Here is a 19,050-nt window from a genome sequence, read left to right as displayed (position 1 = left end):
ATGACATGTTAGGCATCGAAACCATTCACGTACTGATCGTAGACGACGAGGAACGATTTCGGGCGAACACCGCGACAATTCTGCGCAAGCGCGGGTTCTCGGTAACCGCCGTAGGGAGCGGGATCGAAGCGATCGAGGAGATAAAGAAGAACCAATACCACGTGGTCGTGCTCGACATCAAGATGCCGGGCATGGACGGCCACGAAGCGCTTCGGGAGATAAAGAGGATCAAGCCTGATCTCGAGGTCATCATGCTGACCGGGCACGGGACGCCCGAGTCCGCGTTTACGGGCCTGAGGGAAGGAGTGTTCGATTACCTGGGGAAGCCATGCGACATCGACCTGCTCTCCCGCAAGATTCGCAGCGCGTACGCCAAAGAGAGAGGGGTAGTCAAGGAAGAGGCGCGGGTGAAGGATGTCATGGTTCCGTTGTCCTCATTCAGCACCGTACATGAGGATTGCACCGTTGGAGAAGCGATCGAGATCATTCTGCGCTCATTCCAGGCGGCAATCAGCACGGCCACCATTCATGAGTCGGTTCATCGTTCGACGCTGATTTTGGATGATCGCGACCGTGTTATCGGGGTGCTCAGCTTCACCGATATCCTCGAGGGGCTCCAGCCGGAGTACATGAGGATGGCGAAGAATCAGCGCCCGATGATGGCCGATACCGTCAGCCAATTCCTCGAAGCTCCCAATTATTCGGGGATTTTCACGGTTATGGCGCGGGACCTGGCCAAGAAGAAGGTGCGGGACCTGATGTCTGAAGCTCCTCCGACGATCGAAGGAGACGATAATTTGATGGCCGCGGCCAGTAAAATTCTTGCCTTGAAAGTACGGCGCTTGCTGGTGACGGAGCAGGGCAGGCCAATCGGCGTAATCCGCGAGCAGGATTTGATTTTCGAGATAGCGAACATCATCCGGGGAACGAGACCTCCGCGGTAAAACGGCTGGGGACTGAATCAGCTTTCCCATGAGGATGAAGAGGAAGCTCCACAGAAAGGGGTGCTGAGTTATGGACAAGAAAAACATCCGAGTGCTGGTGGTGGACGACGAGGAGAGGTTTCGAAAGACCGCGACTGCGACGCTGAAGAAGCGGGGATTCGAAGTGGAGGCGGTGGGGAGCGGTCTTGAGGCGATCAATAATCTGAAGACGAACGATTTTGATGTTGTGGTGTTGGATGTCAAGATGCCGGGAATGGACGGCAACGAGGCGCTGAGGGAGATCAAGATTCTCAAACCCGACCTCGAGGTGGTCATGCTTACGGCGCATGGAACAGTCGATTCGGCGCTCGCCGGATGGCGCGATCAGGTGTTTGCGTATCTGACGAAACCGATCGACGTCGATATTCTGGCCGAGAAAATAAGGGACGCAGCCGCCAAACGAAGGGGCATCGACAGCGCTCTCTGGTACACCGTATGGAAGGACCGGGTGGATATAACCGACTGAAGGGCCGGCAAAAGGAGAAAGTCACTTGCAGCGTTTTCGGGCAGCCCGGCGAGATCGGGAACCCGCATGCGAGAAAGGAGCGCCGGGATGGAAGAGGAGAAAGGCATCCAGGTATTGATTGTCGATGATGAAGATCGGTTCCGAGTCACGACCGCAGCCACGCTGAAGAAGCGCGGCTTTGCCGTCAAGGCGGCCGCCAGCGGAATCGAGGCGATCGAAGAACTGAAGAAAAGCGAAGTGGACGTGGTAATCCTGGACATCAAGATGCCCTCGATGGACGGGCATCAGACACTGCGGGAACTAAAGAAACTCAAGCCGAATCTCGAGGTGATCATGCTTACCGGCTACGGATCGCTCGGTTCCGCGCTTGCCGACCGGCGCCGGGGCGTATTTGCATTTCTCACGAAGCCGTGCAGCATCGATTTTCTGGCCGAGCGGATTGAGGAAGCGTTTGCAAAGAAAAAGGGAGTTCCCGAATACAGTCGCCGCGCCCGGGATATCATGGTGCCGTTTTTCGCGTTGATGAGCAGAGTCCGTGCCGATCAATCAGTGGCGGAGGCGGTTGATGTCGTGCTCCAATTTTTTGACGAACCGTTTCGTGAAGGCAAGCCGCATGATTCGCTCCACCGTCCGATTCTCGTAACCGATGAAGAAGAGCGGGTCATCGGCGTCATCAGCTTTTCCGATCTTTTACGAGCCCTCCAGGAGCCGTGCGCGGGACTGATGGAAAAGGATTCTCTCAGTTCCCATTCGATATACCTGGAGGCCTCAAGCTATGTGGGCGGTTTTGCCACGATGGTGCGTGAGAACGCTTCCAGAACCGTGAGAGGACTTCTTCCCCCCAAGCCGACCACTATTGATGAGAATGCGGAATTGATGGAAGCCACGGAGAAAATTCTCTCACTCAAAGTGACCAACCTGCTGGTGGTCGACCAGAATGTTCCCGTGGGAGTCCTCAGGGAAAAAGATTTGTTTCTCGAGATGGCCAAGATAATCAAGGACCATCAGATGGAACCGCAGGCGACGCCGAAGGCGGGGCTCGAAGGGGTTTGTCCGTCCCTGTTTGACACAATGAAGACAACTCACGTAAGATAGAATACACCCTAATATACCATGTGACCCGTTTCATTTGACCAGCAGTTGGCACCGAGCATTTGGATTCAGTGAGGGAGGATTATGCCTGTTGTAACGATTTTCAGCGCTTCATTTTGCAGAGGAGATGAGGTCGCCGGAACGGTTGCCGCCAAGCTCGGGTATTCCTGCATCAATGGACAGGTGCTGAGCTGGGCGGCAAAGGAGTTTGGCGTTCCCGAGGAGAAACTTCACCGGACTCTTCACGGTTCGACCTCGCTGTTGGAAAAGTTTGTCCACGAGAAGGAGCGGCATATTGCCTATATCAAAGCCGCGATTGCGCACCTGGTTCAGAGTGACAACGTCGTTTATCACGGCTTTGCCGGGCATCTTCTGCCAAGGACGATCAGCCACGTCTTGAAGGTGTGCCTGGTCGCCAATCGCGACTACCGGATTCCGCTCGCGATGGAGGAGGCGGGAATCGGCAAAAGGGACGCGCTGAAAAGGATTCAGAAGGATGACGAAGAGCGAAAGAAGTGGACGCAGCACTTGTTTGATCTCGGCCCGTGGGACAAGAGCCTTTATGACATAAAGATTCCGATGCAAACGACTTCGCCGGGTGAGACGGCCGAACTGATCTGCACCAATGCCCGCTCGGATGCGGTCCGAACGACGGCGAGTTCATTGAAGATGATGAACGATTTCGCTTTTGCAAGCCGGGTGAATGTTGCGCTCGTGGAACGGGGACACGATGTCGATGTTGTTTCCGACAGCGGAAACGTTACTATCCTCATCAATAAGTACACCGTGAGGCTCGAGAGCCTGAAGAATGAGCTGCGGGAAATAGCAGGCGGGATACCGGGGGTAAGGAATATCGAAGTGCGAGTCGGCCCGAAGTACAAGCGCCCGGCAATTTATCCTGCGGTCGAATTCGAGCTTCCGTCAAAGGTGCTGTTGGTGGACGACGAGCGGGAATTCGTGCAAACCCTCTCGGAGCGTCTCCAGATGCGGGACCTTTCGACTGCGGTCGTATATAACGGCGAGGAAGCCCTCTCCTATTTGAATGAAGAAGAGCCCGAAGTTATGATTCTCGACCTGCGCATGCCCGGAATTGATGGAGTGGATGTGTTGCGGCGCGTCAAGAAGGAGCATCCGAATGTCGAGGTGATCATTCTCACCGGTCATGGAACCGAAAAAGACGCGATTCTGACTCGCGAACTCGGGGCATTCGCCTATTTAGAGAAGCCCGTGGAAATTGAAAAACTCGCACAGACGGTAAAAGCTGCCTATGAAAAGATAAGAAAAGAAAAGGTGGCTAAGAAGCTTGGAAACGATTAGCAGAAAAGACGCGGACCGGCTTGCTATCCGGGACAGATTGAAATCGTTTGTGCGAAGAGTCATACCCGGCGGCTGGTGGGAAAGGGAAAACGGCGAAAAGCGCTCCTCCCGTTATGCGCGCCTGTGGCGTTTCACCGTTCTGATCACGGCCGGCGTCTCAGTCACTCCTCTCATTATCATCACGATCTACGATTATTACCAATATCGCGAAGCGTTTCGCCAGGAGATGATGTACCCCATTCTCCGCCTCACGTCAACGATGAAGCACTCGATGGAATTCTTCCTGGAGGAGCGGCGTTCCGCTCTGGCTTATATCATCGAGGATAAATCATTTGATGAACTCGCAGATCAGGAAATCCTTGCTCGAATCCTGCGGAACATGAAGAATACTTTCGGCGGCTTTGTGGATGTCGGGCTGATCGACTCGACGGGCAAGCAGCGGACCTACGTCGGACCATACGAGCTTCAGGGGATGAATTATCAGGAACAGGATTGGTTCAACGAGGTCAAGCTGCGGGGCGCCTACGTGAGCGATGTCTTTATGGGGTACCGCAAATTTCCTCATTTTGTGGTGGCCGTGAAACACGAGAGACAGAACGGCGATTTCTACGTGCTGCGGGCGACCATCGACACGAAGGTGTTCAATCACCAGATTTACTCGCTGGGTCTGAGGCCGGCGAGCGACGCGTTCATTATCAACGATAAAGGGATTTTTCAAACTGCCTCTCGTTTCCACGGAAATGTGCTCACCCCCGCCCCGATTCCGGTTCCGCCATACTCCAACAGGCCTGAAGTGGTCGAGGAATATGATGGAAGCGGGAACCCATACGTCCTCGGCTACGCCTACATAGATCAATCGCCGTTCATCTTCGTTGTCGTGAAGGGGCCCGAGGATTTGATGGAGAACTGGCTCGGGCTGCGGCGGCGCATGTTCGGGTTTCTTGCGATCAGTGTCGGGATTATTCTTCTCCTGATCATGGGCACCTCATCATATCTGGTCTCGCGCATTCGCGACGCCGACTTACGCCAGGCGAAGGCGCTTCATCATATCCAATATTCAAACAAAATGGCGTCGATAGGCAGGCTGGCGGCTGGCGTGGCGCATGAGGTGAATAATCCTTTGGCCATCATCAATGAAAAAGCGGGCCTTGCCAAGGACCTGATTGCGCTTTCGAACGGATTTCCGCAGAGGGAGAAGTTCGAAAAGCTGATGGATTCCATTCTCGCCTCCGTCACGCGCTGCAGCACGATCACGCATCGCCTGCTCGGTTTTGCGAAGCGGATGGACGTGAAGACCGAGAAGATCGACCTTGAGGCGCTTATACAAGAAGTTCTCGGTTTTGTGGAGAAGGAGGCGGGCTACCGCAACATCGCGGTCAGCGTCCGGAGCGACAACACGCTGCCATCCATCGAGAGCGATCGCGGCCAATTGCAGCAGGTGTTCTTGAACATCATCAATAATGCGATCGAGGAACTCGAGGGGGGCGGACAGATAGATATTTTGCTGAGAGAGCAGGACCAGGAGACCGTGGAGATAACCATTTCGGACAACGGGCGCGGTATTCCAGAGGAGCATCTTCACCATATTTTTGAACCGTTTTTCACGACGAAAAAGGATTATGGCACCGGCCTCGGTCTCTCGATTACGTATGGGATCATGGAGAAGCTGGGGGGGGGCATCAGCGTGAGGAGCAAGGTGGGCCAGGGCACAAGTTTTATCGTTGCGCTGCCGATCAGGAAGCCGCCTCTATAGGAGCCACCGATGAAAAATCACCTGCGCGTTCTCGTAATCGACGATGAAGAGGAGTTGGTATCCGCCCTGGTCGAGCGAATGATGTTGAGGTCGATAGACGCTTACGGCGCCATTACGGCCAGAGAGGCTCTTCGGAAGCTGCAAGAAGAAGACATCGACGTTGTGGTTCTCGATGTCAAGATGCCCGGCATGGACGGCCTCGAACTCTTGAAAAAGATCAAGGTGAAGCATCCGTTGGTGCAAGTGATTTTATTGACCGGGCGCGGTTCAGAAAAGGAATGCGAAGTCGGGCTTGCCGAGGGCGCTTTTGATTATCTGATCAAGCCGATTGATATCGAGGAGCTTATCGGAAGGATGAAACTGGCCGCAAACAGCTGAGGGGCCGCCGGAAATGACGGAAAAGGAAATCCGCATCCTTTGGGAAAAAGAGCTGGCTTTTTTCGGAGTCGTTACAGCCAGTCTTTCGCACGAGATCAACAATGTGGTTGCGATCGTGGGTGAGCTGACCGGTTTGCTCGACGATCTTCTGTCTGCGAGTGAACAGGGGCGCCCGCTGAATTCCGAAAAATTGAAGGGGCTTTCCAGCAGACTGTCGAAACAGGTTGACAAGGGGAAAATAATCATTAAGCGCCTGAACCGCTTCGCGCACAGCGTCGACGACCCGGTGAAGCAGGTGAACCTTGGAGAGCTGCTGTTCCTGATATCCGCGATAGCTGAAAGATTCGCTTTCCTCAAAGGGATTTGCATCAAAACGGAATTTGATTCCGCTGATTCGGTGACTGTCGAGACCGATCCGTTCGCACTGCAGCAGGCGGTCTTCACGTGCATTCAGCTTGCGCTCTCGACGGCGGGCAGTAATGCAGTAATCAACATCGGCCTGAAGCCGGAGGCGTCGGAAATCAGGATTTTCGTGGCGGGCGCACCGGTTGCCGATGCCGCGGACATCAATGAAAAAAGAGAGGTCCTTTCGATTCTGATGAAAGAGTTGGGAGGACGTTTTGAGATAAAACCCGCGCATAATACTGAACACTCTATCGCGCTGTTCATCCCTCGCTCGCTGGCAGGCGGTAGAGGGCGGATTACCCCCTGAGAATCCGACCCCCCGGGTGTTGGCGCGGATGAAATATCAAGCTGGACGTGAGCAACCTATGACCCGAGAGGGGGAGGATTGTATGGCGAATGAGAAAGTTCTCTTGGTAGACGACGAGCAGGAGTTTACGCAAACACTGTCGGAACGGATGGAGTCGAGAGGACTCCAGGTTGTGACGGCCGAGAATGGCCCGACAGCCTTGAGGAAGGCTGAAGAGGAGTCGTTTGACGCAATCATCCTGGACATCATGATGCCCGGCATGGACGGCATCGAAACGCTGCGGCGGCTCCGCGAGATCAACCCGAAGCTGCAGGTGATCATGCTGACCGGACACGCGACCGTGAAAACCGGAATCGAAGCGACCAAGCTGGGAGCGCTCGATTTTCTGGAGAAACCGGCGGACATCAAACAGCTCTTGGAAAAGATCGACCAGGCAAAGACGAACAAGATGCTCCTGGTGGAAGAAGAGAACGAAGAAAAGATCAAGAAGATTCTGAAGAGCAAGGGGTGGTGAACCGAGGATGCCGCCCGAACAGAAGGGTCAGGGCTATTGATATGGAAGCTAAGCGCGCTCACGAGATCATGATCCCGCTGGATCAGTACCCGCACGTTTCGCACAAGGCCGCGTTGCGGGAGGTCGTTGAGGTGATGGAGCGGTCGCAATTGAATGTTGGGGGGCGCAATTCCCTTCCCCGGATCGTGCTGGTCTTCGATAGTGAAGGAAAGTTGGTCGGGCAAGTGCGCCGGCGCGACATTTTACGGGGACTCGAGCCCGATTTCCTTTCGAGCAAGCCGATGCAGTACCGCAAGAAGCTGTTCGATGTCAAAGTCGATCCGAATCTGGCTGAGCTTTCGTATGATCATGTGCTGGAGGGGTTGGGGAAGCGGGCGGAGAGGCCGGTAAGCGACGTCATGCTTCCGGTTGTCGAGACGGTCGATTTCAATGATCATATAGTCAAGGTCATTTACGAACTGGTGGACAACAACCTCAGCCTGCTCCCGGTGGTGAAGGAGGGCAAGGTTGTTGGAGTGGTTCGTTCCGTTGACGTGCTGCACGAAGTGGCGCAGCTCTTGCTCTAAAACACCCCCAAGTTTCGCAAGAGCGGAAAGGGAGTTCCGATGACGGAGGAGAGAAGTCTAGAGACCGGCCTGGGGACGGGAAAAGCCGGTGAAATAGGGCGAGGAGAGGTCACTGCCATCCGGGAAGCTTCGCAACTGAGCCGAATCTTCCGCGGCGTTGATTGGAAGCGGATTCTTTTCATGGTCGGCGGCATAAGCCTTTTTGTCCTGGTTTACGCCTCACCGCCTTGGCCCGATGCAGTTGACCCGATCGGGAAGCACTTCGAATTGAGTCGAGAGGGAAAAGCAGCGATTGGCTTATTTCTGCTGACAGCCACGTGGTGGGTTTTTGAGGTGGTCCCGATCGGTATAACCAGCATCATGGTTGGCGTGGTGCAGGCGTTGTTTCTTATCAGAGCGGCGAAGACGGCTTTCAACGATTTCATGGACCCGTCGGTGTGGTTCATCTTTGGGTCGATCATTATCGGCATGGCCTTTTCGAGGACCGGCCTGACGAAGAGGATGGCGTATAAGATGCTCACGCTGGTCGGCGAGCGGACCAGCATGATTTATCTTGGCTGCTTTGTGATGACTGCTGCGCTGACGCTTATCATGGCGCACACTGCGGTGGCGGCCGCTGTTTATCCGCTGCTGATGGCGATCTACACGCTATACAACGATGAAGACAAACCTACCCGTTTCGGCAAGGGACTCTTTATCGGGATGGCATTTGTGGCGGGCGCCGGCAGTATTGTAACGCTGCTTGGGGCCGCTCGCGGGGCGGTCGCGATCGGCTTTTTCAAGGACATGGTGGGCAGGGAGATCTCGTTTTTCGAATTGTCCTACTACATGTTTCCTCTGGGTTGGGCGATGCTGTTTCTGTTATGGGCGTTCTTCATGGTCTTCTTCAAACCGGAAAGAAAGACGATCCCGGGCCTGCGCGAGCGGGCGAAGGCGCTGAATGCGCGTCTGGGGCCGATTTCCCCCACTGAAATCCTAACTTTGATTATTGTTTTTTCGGCGATTGCGGTGCTGAGTCTTCGCTCCTTCATCCCGATTCTGGATCCGCTGAACAAGAGCGCGATCATCCTGATCACAACAATCCTGTTTTTCGTGTTCAACATCCTGAACATTAAAGATCTGGAGGAAATACCCTGGAATATCATCCTCTTATTCGGCGGGGCGATGAGCATTGGTTTTTGTCTGTGGGAAACCGGTGCAGCGAATTGGATCGCCGTACAATGGCTGGTCATGTTCCAGCATGCGCCTGCGTTTGTATTCGTCCTTGCGATTGCATTCTTTGTGCTGGTCATGACGAATTTCATCATGAACGTGGCGGCCATCGCGATTTCGCTGCCGGTGGCGCTTGTGATTGCGCCTTATCTTGGGGTAGCTCCCGAGGTAATCCTTTTCGCCTCGCTGGCCACTGCCGGCATGCCGTTCCTGCTGCTGGTGGGCGCGGCGCCGAACGCAATCGCCTATGAAAGCAAACAGTTCACCTCGGGCGAATTTTTCGTGGCGGGCATTCCCGCAAGTATTCTCCTGATGGCGCTGCTGGCGCTTTTCGTGTGGCTGATCTGGCCGCTGATGGGAATGCCGGTTTTAGCGAATTAGTGCACCGAAAACGGGCGGGGAGGATTCTCGTGCGGGCTTTTACCTATCTCTTCGTGTTCCTGTCGGCGATCGCCATATGCGGCGACCGTCCCTGTTTTGCGGAGGAGTCGCTCTCCGTTGAAGATCGCGTGCTGCGGATGGAGCAGGAGATCAGGGAGCTTCAGCGGAAGAACGAAATTCTCGAGCAGGAGGTTCAATTGCTGAGGGAGATAGTGAAAGAGCCGGGGGCCGAGTTGGGCATTCTGGCTTCGGATGGGTCGCTGGAAGCGTCTCCCGTGACGGAAGCGCAAGTGGCGCCGCAATTTGATGTCGGCTACAAGAACGGGTTTTTTATAGCTTCGGACGATGACATGTTCGCTCTCCAACTGGGAGGCCGAGTCACCGGCCGCCTTACCGTCTTCGAATCCGATTATCCTCTTTACGACGAGTTTTCACTGGAGAGAGCGCGCCTGGAGACCGACGCGACTGTCTTCGATTACTACACGCTCAGGGTAACGGTCGAATTCGCGGATTCGCCGAAGTTAAAGGACGGCTATATCGATGTTCATTATTTCCCCGAAGCGAGGTTGCGCGCCGGGCAATTCAAGGTCCCCTTCAGTTGGGAGGCGCTTCAATCACATAAGTATCTTGATTTCGCCGATCTTTCGCTTGCGGTTAACAACATGCGCGGCAGCCGGGATATCGGCGCGATGGTGCACGGCGTGCTCTTCGACGATCTGATCAGTTATCAGTTGGCGGTGCTGAACGGTTCGGGCGAGAACCGGGGCGACAACAACAGCTCAAAGGATATTGCGGCCCGGGTTGCGCTGCTTCCATTCGTGGAATTTGATAATGAACTGACATCCTCCATGCTTCTGGGAGCGTCGGGTACATATGGTGATCAGAATACCGATCTTTCAGACACTGCGTTTCGAACGATAGCCGGCACCGAATTCGTGCAGTTCCTACCCGATTCCTTCCTCAAGGGGACGCGCACGCGTCTGGGTACGGAGTTCATATGGCCGATCGGTCCCGCATCGATAAAATCGGAATGGATGCGGATGTGGTTCGATGATCTGCGGAATACGGCCACCGTTGTAGAAGAGGATGTTTCATTCGATGGATGGTATGTATCGGGCACGTATCTGTTGACCGGCGAAAAAAAGACGCTTGGCAGGCTTATTCCGTTAAAGCCGTTCGATCCTTTCAAGAGGACATGGGGTGCATGGGAGCTCGCCGCACGCTATTCGCTGTTCGCAAGCGAGGACGATTTGTTTGACCTTGGCTTCGCCGAAGGGACGGAAAAAGCCGAAGCATTTACCGCAGGACTGAACTGGTACCTGAACGCGAACATGCGGATGATTTTTGATTTTGAACACACGGAATTCGAGGACGAATTGATTCTTGAGGGCGAGAGCGTCGACGACGAGGACGTTCTTTTCGTCCAGTGGCAGCTCGAATTCTGAAGAGGTTACAGAAGTCGCTGGGTTTGCACCCGTGATGGCCCTTCCGGTTGTCAGGATTTCTTACAAACTGTAAAGCCTTCTACCATCTCTCTTCTCTTTCCTGTTGATTTTTTTTCCGCTTTCCCGAGAAAAGCCCCATATTACGGTCATTTTTTTTGGATATTCCTGCCGGAGATTTAGGCATGTCAATTGCTTTCGTTACAAAAGCAGGTTTGACAAAAAGGCGAGGTTAGCGGATGGATGATCTTGTTTGGGAGGTCGTGCAATGAAGATGAAGGAGGTCTTGGCGGTTATTCTCGCGGGGGGAGCAGGTAAAAGATTATATCCGCTGACGCGGGACCGGGCAAAGCCGGCTGTCAGTTTTGGAGGGACGTACCGTCTGATCGATTTCACTTTGAGCAACGCGATAAATTCCGACGTCAGGAAGATATTCATTCTTTCCCAGTACAAGTCCCTCTCGCTCCACCGGCACATCAGGCAGGGCTGGAACATCTTGAATGGCGAGGTTAATGAATTCATTACCATGCTGCCGCCCCAGCAACGGATTAATGAAGAATGGTATACGGGCACAGCGGCGGCGGTCCATCAAAATCTGTATTCAATTCGTATGATGCGGCCGCGTTATGTGCTCATCCTCTCGGCCGACCACGTCTATAAGATGGACTACGCGAAGATGGTGCAGTACCACGAGCAAACGGGCGCCGATCTCACTATCGGCTCCATCAGAGTGCCCGCGCGCGAAGCGAGTCGGTTCGGCATTTTGCAGACAGACGGCGAGGGGCGGATCAAAGGCTTCACAGAAAAGCCGAAGAGCCTGGAAGATGTTCCTACAAACGGTAATGGCTGCCTGGGTTCAATGGGCATTTACGTTTTCAGCATGGATGTCCTGGCGGATGTGCTCGAGCGGAGTTGCGCCCGTGGCGGGGGGCGCGACTTCGGGAAAGACATTATTCCTTCAATGCTGCGTTCGCACCGCGTCATGGCGTACCCGTTCGTTGACGAGAACAAGAAGAAGCAGAGCTACTGGCGGGACGTGGGCACCATCGACTCGTATTGGGAGGCCAATATGGACCTGGTATCGGTCGATCCCATCTTCAATCTCTACGATGCCGATTGGCCAATCAGGACGTATCATGAGCAGTACCCGCCGGCCAAAACCGTTTTTGCGGGCGGCGGGGACGGCAAGCGAATAGGGCTGGTGCTCGATTCCATCATTTCCAACGGCTGCATCATCAGCGGGGGCCGCGTTCAAAACAGCGTGCTGTCGCCTGGGGTGAAGGTAAATAGTTATGCTGAGGTAACCGAATCCATCCTGATGAACGGCGTGCAAGTGGGGCGGCACGCGCGCATCCGCAAAGCCATTATTGACAAGCGCGTCATCATCCCACCCGGAGAGGAAATCGGATACGATCTTGATAAAGATCGCAGACGTTTTACCGTCTCTTCCCTCGGCATAGTTGTCATTCCGAAAGGAACTGTTCTGCCCGCGGTTTCGATAAGCAGTACCTATGCGCGGAAACGGAGTGACCTGGTTCCCGCCTTTGGCTAAGCGCGCTGCTCCTTTTGAAAAGGTTGGCGTAGTCCTCGTGAAACCAGAAAGGGGATGACAATGTTTCAGAAAGTGTGTGGCACCCTTTGTCAGGATCAGGACATGCGGTTGCGTATTCGAGGAGAATTCGACGGTTTACAAGCCTTTGAGCATGTCGATGAGCTTGCGGGCGGCACTTCCTTCGAAAGGCTCAGCCTGGATTTTTCAAGTGCCTCCCGAGTGCGGGCGATCGAGTTATTTTATCTGCTGGTGGAATTGGCCGGAGATGACCGCTTGAAAAATGTCGAGCTTTCCATTGAGGGGCTAAAAACGAAGCTCATGTCTTAGAATGCCGCGGTTCCGCCGGCACTCGCCAAGAGGCGAAAATTACTTTGGATAAACCCTGGAGCGGCCGTGGCAGGTCAGTCTCATGTGTCAGTCTGAGCAAGGTTTGCGGGAGGTTCCGGCTGAAATACTCATATTAAGCATTTCCTCGTGCCCGATTGACATAGCTTTCGTGGTTAATTTATAATAAAAGTGAAAACCTTTTCGCGCACGGGGGAACAGACAAATAGATACGAGAGAGCGAACCCAACCCTTCGAAATTGAAGAGGAGCATTCGGGAGGCTCGGGAAAAGCCACGGGCGAGCGGGTCTTGGCCACTGAGGCGTCTTCCCGCGGAAGCGATCGATCAGTTTGGAAGGAAGAAGTCCCTGCTCATACTCGCCTCCTTCAGAGAGGCCAAGGTCTTCTCCTTTATATTCTGCTATGGGCGCTCCTTCTGGCGGCTCTTCTCCTTATCAGCGATCGTAATTACCTCCTGTTCCACACGCTCGTTGAGATATTCGGCATCGTTGTAGCCTCGAGCATCTTCATGATTGCGTGGAATTCGCGCAGATTCATGGAGAACAATTATCTTCTTCTGGTGGGAATCGCATCGCTTTTTGTCGGAATCATCGGAGTCTTTCACACTCTTGCCTATCAAGGGATGCCGATATTCAAGGGCTATGGAACTGATCTGGCCACGCAACTGTGGGTTTCCGCTCGCTACCTGCAGAGCTTTTCTCTTCTTATCGCGCCGTTTTTTCTGCATCGGAGGCTTCGCCCAAGGCTGACGTTCGCAATTTATTTGGGGGTCTTTCTGATCCTCCTTCTTTCCATCTTTGCCTGGGACATCTTTCCCACATGTTTTGAGGAGGGCGAGGGGTTAACTTCTTTCAAGATAATCAGCGAGTACGTGATCTCGATGATTTTCCTGCTTGCGATGGCTGCACTGATCTGGCAAAAAGACCATTTCGATCGCTGGGTGTTGTATCTGCTGTCGGCTTCAATATTGTTCATGGTGGCCGCCGAGTTCTTGTTTACTTTGTACATGCATCCCTATGGCGCTTCGAATCTGGTGGGACATGTTTTCATGATCTTTTCCTTCTACTTCCTCTATCGGGCACTCATACACACGGGGTTGAGAAATCCGTATAACCTGCTTTTTCGAAATTTGAAGCTGAGTGAAGGGGCGTTGCGGGAATCGGAAGCGAGATATCGGCTTCTCTCGGAGCACCTGGAGGAAAAGGTAGAAGAGAAAGTGAACGAATTGAAGCTTGCGCAGCGACTGGCGAGTATCGGGCAGATGGTTTCGGTCGTGGCCCATGAGGTGAGGAACCCGCTGCAGAATATCAGCATGGGCATCGATGCGCTCCGAAAAGAAGTCGGCGATCATCGGGAACTGGCCCAGATTCTGGAGGAAATCGATTACGGCATCAGTTCGCTGACTTCGATCATTTCCGAATTGCTGGAGTATTCAAGACCAACCCAACTAAATACAACCACCTGGCATATTGCGGAAATCATAGAGCGGGCATTAAGAGCGCTTGCCGAGAAATTCAAAGGTATTGAGGTTCACATCGACTTGGAGCAGGATCAAATGGTCGTTCCGCTTGACGCGCCGAAAATGATCCGCGTCCTTGTAAATCTGCTTTCCAATTCGGCGGAGGCAATGTCGGGGCAAGGGAGCATCTGGATCACCTCCCGTTTTTCACTGCATGATGGAAAGAGTTTTCTTAATCTTTCGATCAGGGATAACGGGCCCGGGATCAGTCCGCAAGACCTCGACCGGATTTTTGAGCCTTTCTTTACCACGAAGGCCCGCGGGACCGGCCTTGGCATCCCGATCTGCCAGAAGATCATAGAAGCCCACCACGGAACGATCCGTTTTCAAAGCGCGCTGCAGGAAGGTACAACCGTCGAGATTGTACTGCCGGCGGTTGTCAACTAGCCCAGATTCATTGCGCTTTGCATTTCCTTTTCTTCAATTCACGCGCTGAAGAGGGATTCCCTGCTGCGTTCAGAGAAACAAACTTTTGAGAGGTGTTTTTTACTTCTGGGTACAGAGCCCACATGTTTACTTTCACAAATTAAGGTATAATAACAGTCTAAATATGGTCTCTGTCCCCATATTTTTTACAGGACTTCCTCGGCGGCCGCTTTTTCGTATTCTTTTCGGCGTTCTTCGAGGTAGGCGGGCACGGGAACATCCCACCAGCCGACGGCGGGGCTGCCGGTGTGAGGGAACTGCCGGTTGACGATGACCTCAACGAGGGCCGGTTTTCCGCTTTCGAGTGCACGTCTCATGGCCGGCCTGATCTTGTCCGGCGCGGTCACCTTTTCGGCGTGACATTCGAATGCCTCGGCCACCTTTCGAAAATCGGGAGTATATGGTTTCCCATCCTTCTCGAAATCGGTCGCATAAGCGCGGTCGCGGCCGAAGGCGTTCATCTGCAAATCCTTTATTGAAATCCATCCTGAGTTGTTCAGCAGGCATACGACGACCGGGATGTCATACTGCACGGCGGTCGCGAGTTCCTGCATGGTCATCATGAAGTCGCCGTCGCCGATCACCGCCACGACCGGCGTATTGGGTCTGGCAAGTTTTGCGCCCATTGCGGCCGGCAATGACCAACCCATGGTGGAGAACCCGCCGGTTGTGAGCAGCGTTCCCGGTTTTGTGAAAGAAAATTCCTGCAGAATCTGCGCTTGCGAGTTGCCGGACGAACAAACCACTATTGCCTCTTCCGGCAACTCGTCCCTGAGTTCCTTTAATGCGCGCGACATGGTTGGGGGAGTGCGGTCGCTGGTCTGCAATTTCCTGACGTATGCCAGCCATTTCTTCTGGAGCGCCTGGATTTCCTTGAAATACTCATTCTTTTTTTTGCCGCCCTTGGGGGCCAGCTTGATGACCGCATTCAGGAGATCGTTGAGGGCGACTTTTGCGTCGCCCACGATGCCCACTTCGACCGGATAATTTTTTCCGATTTCGCCGGCGTCGATGTCGACGTGAATCAGTTTTGTGGGCGGGATTGAGAAGCTCACGCCGCGGCGATAGGAGGAGGTCGTCTCATCTGCAAACCGGCAGCCGACCGCAAGCAGAACGTCCGCCTTCGAGCACAGTGTGTTGCCGATGGTCGTTCCCTTGCTTCCGGCATGCCATCCGTAGAGCGTGTGATTTTCAGGGAAACTGCTTTTGCCCATCATGGTGGTTACGACCGCCGCTCCGAGGAATTCGGCGAGCACCCGCAGTTCTTCATGGGCGGCGGACGAATGAATGCCGCCGCCGGCGAGGATGACCGGCCGTTTCGCGTGCACGAGAAGGAGCGCCGCCTGCTCGATGGCCGCCGGATCGGGCTTGACACGGGCGCTGCACTTGTGCGCCTGGGGGGCGGGCAGCTTGACGTCCGCCGAGGCGGCCTGCACGTCCATCGGCAAGTCTACGAGAACGGGACCTCTCCTGCCGCACAGCATTTGGCTGAAGGCGCGCTGCATGATATGCGGGAGCTGTTCAACATTGACTGCCTGCCAGTATCGTTTGACAATGGGCTCGAGTACGCGCGGGAAATTTGAGCTGTGCGTGCGCTCGATCTCCTGGAGCACGCCGCGCCCGAACATGTGGACGTGCGTATCGCCGGTCAGAGCGAGGACGGCGGTCGAATCGACGTACGCCGTCGCCAGTCCGATGGCGGTATTGATTGCGCCGGGCCCGATGGAGGTGAAGACGGCGAGAGGCTTGCCTGAGACGCGATAGTAGCCGTCGGCGAGGTGGACGGCGCTCATTTCCTGGCGGACCTGGATGACGCCGATCCTCTTCTTCGCCTTGAAGAGTGCGTCCACGAGAGCCAGGCATCCGTGTCCGGGGATGCCCGCTGCATAAGGCACTTTTTCCTGTATCAGATATTCGACGACGATTTCGCCACCGGTCATCTTCATTTTGGTCGTCTCCTTTTTTCGGCGGGCGCAACGAGCCGGGCGCCATCGGCGGCAGCGCCGACAATTCGCCGGTACAGTTCGAGGAATCCTTTCGCCGGCCTGTCCGGCGGGTTCCATGTCTTCATCCGCCGCGCCAGCTCTGCCTTTGGAATTTTTATGTCGAGCTTCCGGTTCGGAATGTCAATCACTATCATGTCACCATCATAGACAGCGGCCAGTGGACCGCCGTCGGCGGCCTCGGGCGAGACGTGACCGATGCACGGGCCGCGCGTGGCGCCCGAGTAGCGGCCGTCTGTCACCATTGCTACCGAATCGCCGAGCCCCATTCCCACCAGCATGGCTGCGGGGATTGACATCTCGCGCATGCCGGGTCCGCCGCGCGGGCCTTCATACCTGACAACCAGCACGCTGCCGGGTTTCACCTTGCGTTCGAGCAGATGCGCTCGGACTTCTTCCTCACTATCGAAAACAACTGCGGGCCCTTCGTGTTGCCGCATGCTTTTGTTCACGCCGCTGGTCTTAACGACCGCGCCTTCGGGTGCGAGGGAGCCGCGGAGGATGGCTATTCCGCCCTCCGGCTCGAGCGGTTGCTTGAGCGGCGCGATCACATGCCGGCCGTCTTTCGCGGTGGGGCGGATGATGTGCTTGAGGGATTTGCCCGTGACGGTAATCTGTTCGAGGTGAAGAAGGGGCGCAAGTTCGTGCATCAGCGCGGGAATCCCGCCGGCCTGATGGAAGTCGAGCAGATTCAATTGAGAGGCGGGTTTGAATTTGCACAGGAGGGGAGTTGACCGGCTGATCCGGTCGAACTCATCAAGCGGAAGCTCGATATCGAGTTCCGCCGCAATTGCCGGAAGATGGATCAGCGCATTCGTTGAACCGCCGAAGGCGCAGAGCACGTGAATCGTATTTCGAAAAGAATTTTGGTTGAGGAGTTGCGATGGTCTGGCCGGACGTGAAGCGGTTCGCTTTGTTGCGTTCACAAGCTGGACAATCCGCCGGCCCGCCGATTGCGCAAGCCGCAGGCGAGCTGGATCGACGGCGGCAAGAGTGGCCGTGCCGGGCAAAGCGAGGCCGAGGACTTCGAGCAAGCATGCCATTGTGCTCGCGGTTCCCATCATATTACACGCGCCCGCGCTTGCACATGCGGCCGATTCTGTCTCGTTCAGTTCGTCCGCGGTGATTTTTCCGGAGATATGTTTCCCGATAGCTTCTTTGATGTCACAGGTTACGAGGCCCCCCCGCGAACTCATGATGCCGCCGGTGAAGAAGATGGAGGGGACATCAAGGCGGAGCGCGGCCATCAGCATGCCGGGAATGATCTTATCGCATGAACCCAGGAGCACCATGCCCTTGACCTGGTGTGCGCCGGCCATCAGTTCGACCGATGCCGCGATGATATCGCGGGAGGGGAGGACGTAATGCATGCCCGCTCCCTGGGCGATGCCGTCGCAGGGGCCGATGGTGTTGAATTCGGCGGGCATGCCGCCGGCCTGCCAGATGCCTTGCTTGATGTGCTCGGCGATGCCGCGGAGATGCGAGTGGCCGGGATTAAGCTCGGACCATGAGTTAACGACCGCAATCAAGGGTTTTTCGAGATCACGGTCGGAATATCCGACAGCTTTATAAAGAGCTCGCTGATACGACTTTTCCGGATCGCGTCGTTTCTGGTTCATTGGAGGTTCGGGCCTGCCTTCTCTTTTTTATCCAATATCTCTTTGAGAAGAGATGAGACGAGTTTTCCCTCGACGTTCTTATGACCGGCCATGAAGCTCTTCATGATCTTTCCAAAATCCTGAGGGCCGGCCGGTTGCATTTCTTCCACCAGGCGCTGCAACTCGAGTTTGATTTGCCCTTCTTCCATCATTGGTGCAGACATAAACTGCTCGATGATTTGGAGGTCTCGTTCGTAGCGACGAGCTTCATCGTGTTTGCCAAGCGACTCGTATTCTTCCTTTGCTTTTTTATATTTCTTGAACATTTTCTGGAGGGCTTGCTCGGCTGCCGCATCATCGAGGCGACCCGTTTCCTTCTCCTTCAAGAGGAGATCGGCTTTGATCATGCGGAGGGCGGAAAGCCGTTCCTGATCCTTTGACTTCATGGCCTCCTTGATCCCGGCTTCGACTTTTTCTTTTATGTGCATACAGAAATCCCCCTTTTGGACTTTAGGGAAAGACCCTATTCTACGGATTGGACTTTAGGGACAGATACCATTCTGGAATTGGACTTTAGGGACAGACACCATTCTACGAATTCAAAAAAGCATGAATTCCGTAAATGGTGTCAGTCCCTTTCGGTTGCGTAAATGGTGTCGGTCCCTTTCGGTGAATTCCGTAAATGGTGTCGGTCCTCGACCGTCTCGAGCTGTACAAGTGGAATGAGATAACCAGCTTCGGGAGCCGCCCGTCATTCTAACACCAACAAAACCAAAATTCAACGCAGGTAA

At 54.6% G+C, this 19,050-nt stretch carries 17 protein-coding genes; 14 read left to right on the top strand and 3 right to left on the bottom strand.

Features of this window, described 5'->3' with window-relative positions; translation table 11 throughout:
- Positions 1-5 precede the first annotated feature (5 nt).
- From C4520_16235 to C4520_16170, 14 genes are all read left to right on the top strand, one after another.
- Complete coding sequence (locus C4520_16235; protein RJP17514.1) at positions 6-944, top strand: response regulator; 939 nt, start codon at positions 6-8, stop codon at positions 942-944.
- A 70-nt stretch (positions 945-1,014) separates the two neighbouring features.
- Positions 1,015-1,449 carry a response regulator gene (locus C4520_16230; protein ID RJP17513.1) on the top strand — a complete coding sequence of 145 codons (435 nt, stop codon included), beginning with the start codon at positions 1,015-1,017 and terminating at the stop codon, positions 1,447-1,449.
- 66 nt (positions 1,450-1,515) lie between these two features.
- Positions 1,516-2,544: a response regulator gene (locus tag C4520_16225; protein ID RJP17512.1), complete on the top strand. Its 1,029-nt coding sequence runs from the start codon at positions 1,516-1,518 to the stop codon at positions 2,542-2,544.
- Between the two features lie 81 nt (positions 2,545-2,625).
- Entirely contained in the window at positions 2,626-3,858 is a 1,233-nt protein-coding gene (locus C4520_16220) for a response regulator (protein ID RJP17511.1), read from the top strand.
- Positions 3,845-5,611 carry a sensor histidine kinase gene (locus C4520_16215; GenBank protein ID RJP17510.1) on the top strand — a complete coding sequence of 589 codons (1,767 nt, stop codon included), beginning with the start codon at positions 3,845-3,847 and terminating at the stop codon, positions 5,609-5,611. Before C4520_16220 ends, C4520_16215 begins: the two co-directional genes overlap by 14 nt.
- Before the next feature lie 9 nt (positions 5,612-5,620).
- Positions 5,621-5,989 (top strand): response regulator, encoded by a 369-nt coding sequence (locus C4520_16210; protein ID RJP17509.1) that lies wholly within the window; start codon positions 5,621-5,623, stop codon positions 5,987-5,989.
- Between the two features lie 13 nt (positions 5,990-6,002).
- Positions 6,003-6,701 (top strand): sensor histidine kinase, encoded by a 699-nt coding sequence (locus C4520_16205; GenBank protein ID RJP17508.1) that lies wholly within the window; start codon positions 6,003-6,005, stop codon positions 6,699-6,701.
- Positions 6,702-6,783: 82 nt separating this feature from the next.
- The gene (locus tag C4520_16200) at positions 6,784-7,215 is read left to right on the top strand and encodes a response regulator (GenBank protein ID RJP17507.1); all 432 of its coding nucleotides are present in this window, start codon (positions 6,784-6,786) and stop codon (positions 7,213-7,215) included.
- A 41-nt stretch (positions 7,216-7,256) separates the two neighbouring features.
- A complete protein-coding gene (locus C4520_16195; GenBank protein ID RJP17506.1) occupies positions 7,257-7,781 on the top strand; it encodes a CBS domain-containing protein in 525 nt (174 codons plus the stop codon).
- Between the two features lie 39 nt (positions 7,782-7,820).
- On the top strand, positions 7,821-9,374 hold the full coding sequence (locus C4520_16190; GenBank protein ID RJP17505.1) for an SLC13/DASS family transporter: 1,554 nt from the start codon (positions 7,821-7,823) through the stop codon (positions 9,372-9,374).
- Positions 9,375-9,403: 29 nt separating this feature from the next.
- On the top strand, positions 9,404-10,819 hold the full coding sequence (locus C4520_16185; GenBank protein RJP17504.1) for a hypothetical protein: 1,416 nt from the start codon (positions 9,404-9,406) through the stop codon (positions 10,817-10,819).
- 271 nt (positions 10,820-11,090) lie between these two features.
- On the top strand, positions 11,091-12,368 hold the full coding sequence (gene glgC, locus C4520_16180) for a glucose-1-phosphate adenylyltransferase (GenBank protein ID RJP17572.1): 1,278 nt from the start codon (positions 11,091-11,093) through the stop codon (positions 12,366-12,368).
- 60 nt (positions 12,369-12,428) lie between these two features.
- The gene (locus tag C4520_16175) at positions 12,429-12,695 is read left to right on the top strand and encodes a hypothetical protein (protein ID RJP17503.1); all 267 of its coding nucleotides are present in this window, start codon (positions 12,429-12,431) and stop codon (positions 12,693-12,695) included.
- A gap of 307 nt (positions 12,696-13,002) precedes the next feature.
- The gene (locus C4520_16170; protein ID RJP17502.1) at positions 13,003-14,619 is read left to right on the top strand and encodes a hypothetical protein; all 1,617 of its coding nucleotides are present in this window, start codon (positions 13,003-13,005) and stop codon (positions 14,617-14,619) included.
- Positions 14,620-14,804: 185 nt separating this feature from the next.
- Here the strand turns inward: C4520_16170 and C4520_16165 are convergent, their stop codons facing one another.
- The 3 genes from C4520_16165 to C4520_16155 are packed head-to-tail and all read right to left on the bottom strand — an operon-like array spanning position 14,805 to position 18,747.
- Positions 14,805-16,721, bottom strand: coding sequence for a thiamine pyrophosphate-binding protein (locus tag C4520_16165; protein ID RJP17501.1), 1,917 nt, complete (start codon positions 16,719-16,721; stop codon positions 14,805-14,807).
- Positions 16,601-18,280, bottom strand: a complete 1,680-nt coding sequence (gene ilvD / locus C4520_16160; protein ID RJP17500.1) for a dihydroxy-acid dehydratase — start codon at positions 18,278-18,280, stop codon at positions 16,601-16,603. Before ilvD ends, C4520_16165 begins: the two co-directional genes overlap by 121 nt.
- A complete protein-coding gene (locus C4520_16155; protein ID RJP17499.1) occupies positions 18,277-18,747 on the bottom strand; it encodes a hypothetical protein in 471 nt (156 codons plus the stop codon). The genes ilvD and C4520_16155 overlap by 4 nt, the downstream gene beginning before the upstream one ends.
- Positions 18,748-19,050 lie beyond the last annotated feature (303 nt).

Source organism: Candidatus Abyssobacteria bacterium SURF_5 (assembly GCA_003598085.1).
Lineage (GTDB): Bacteria > Abyssobacteria > SURF-5 > SURF-5 > SURF-5 > SURF-5.
The sequence above is the reverse complement of the archived record's forward strand: the minus strand, read 5'-3'. Positions and strand labels throughout refer to the sequence as shown.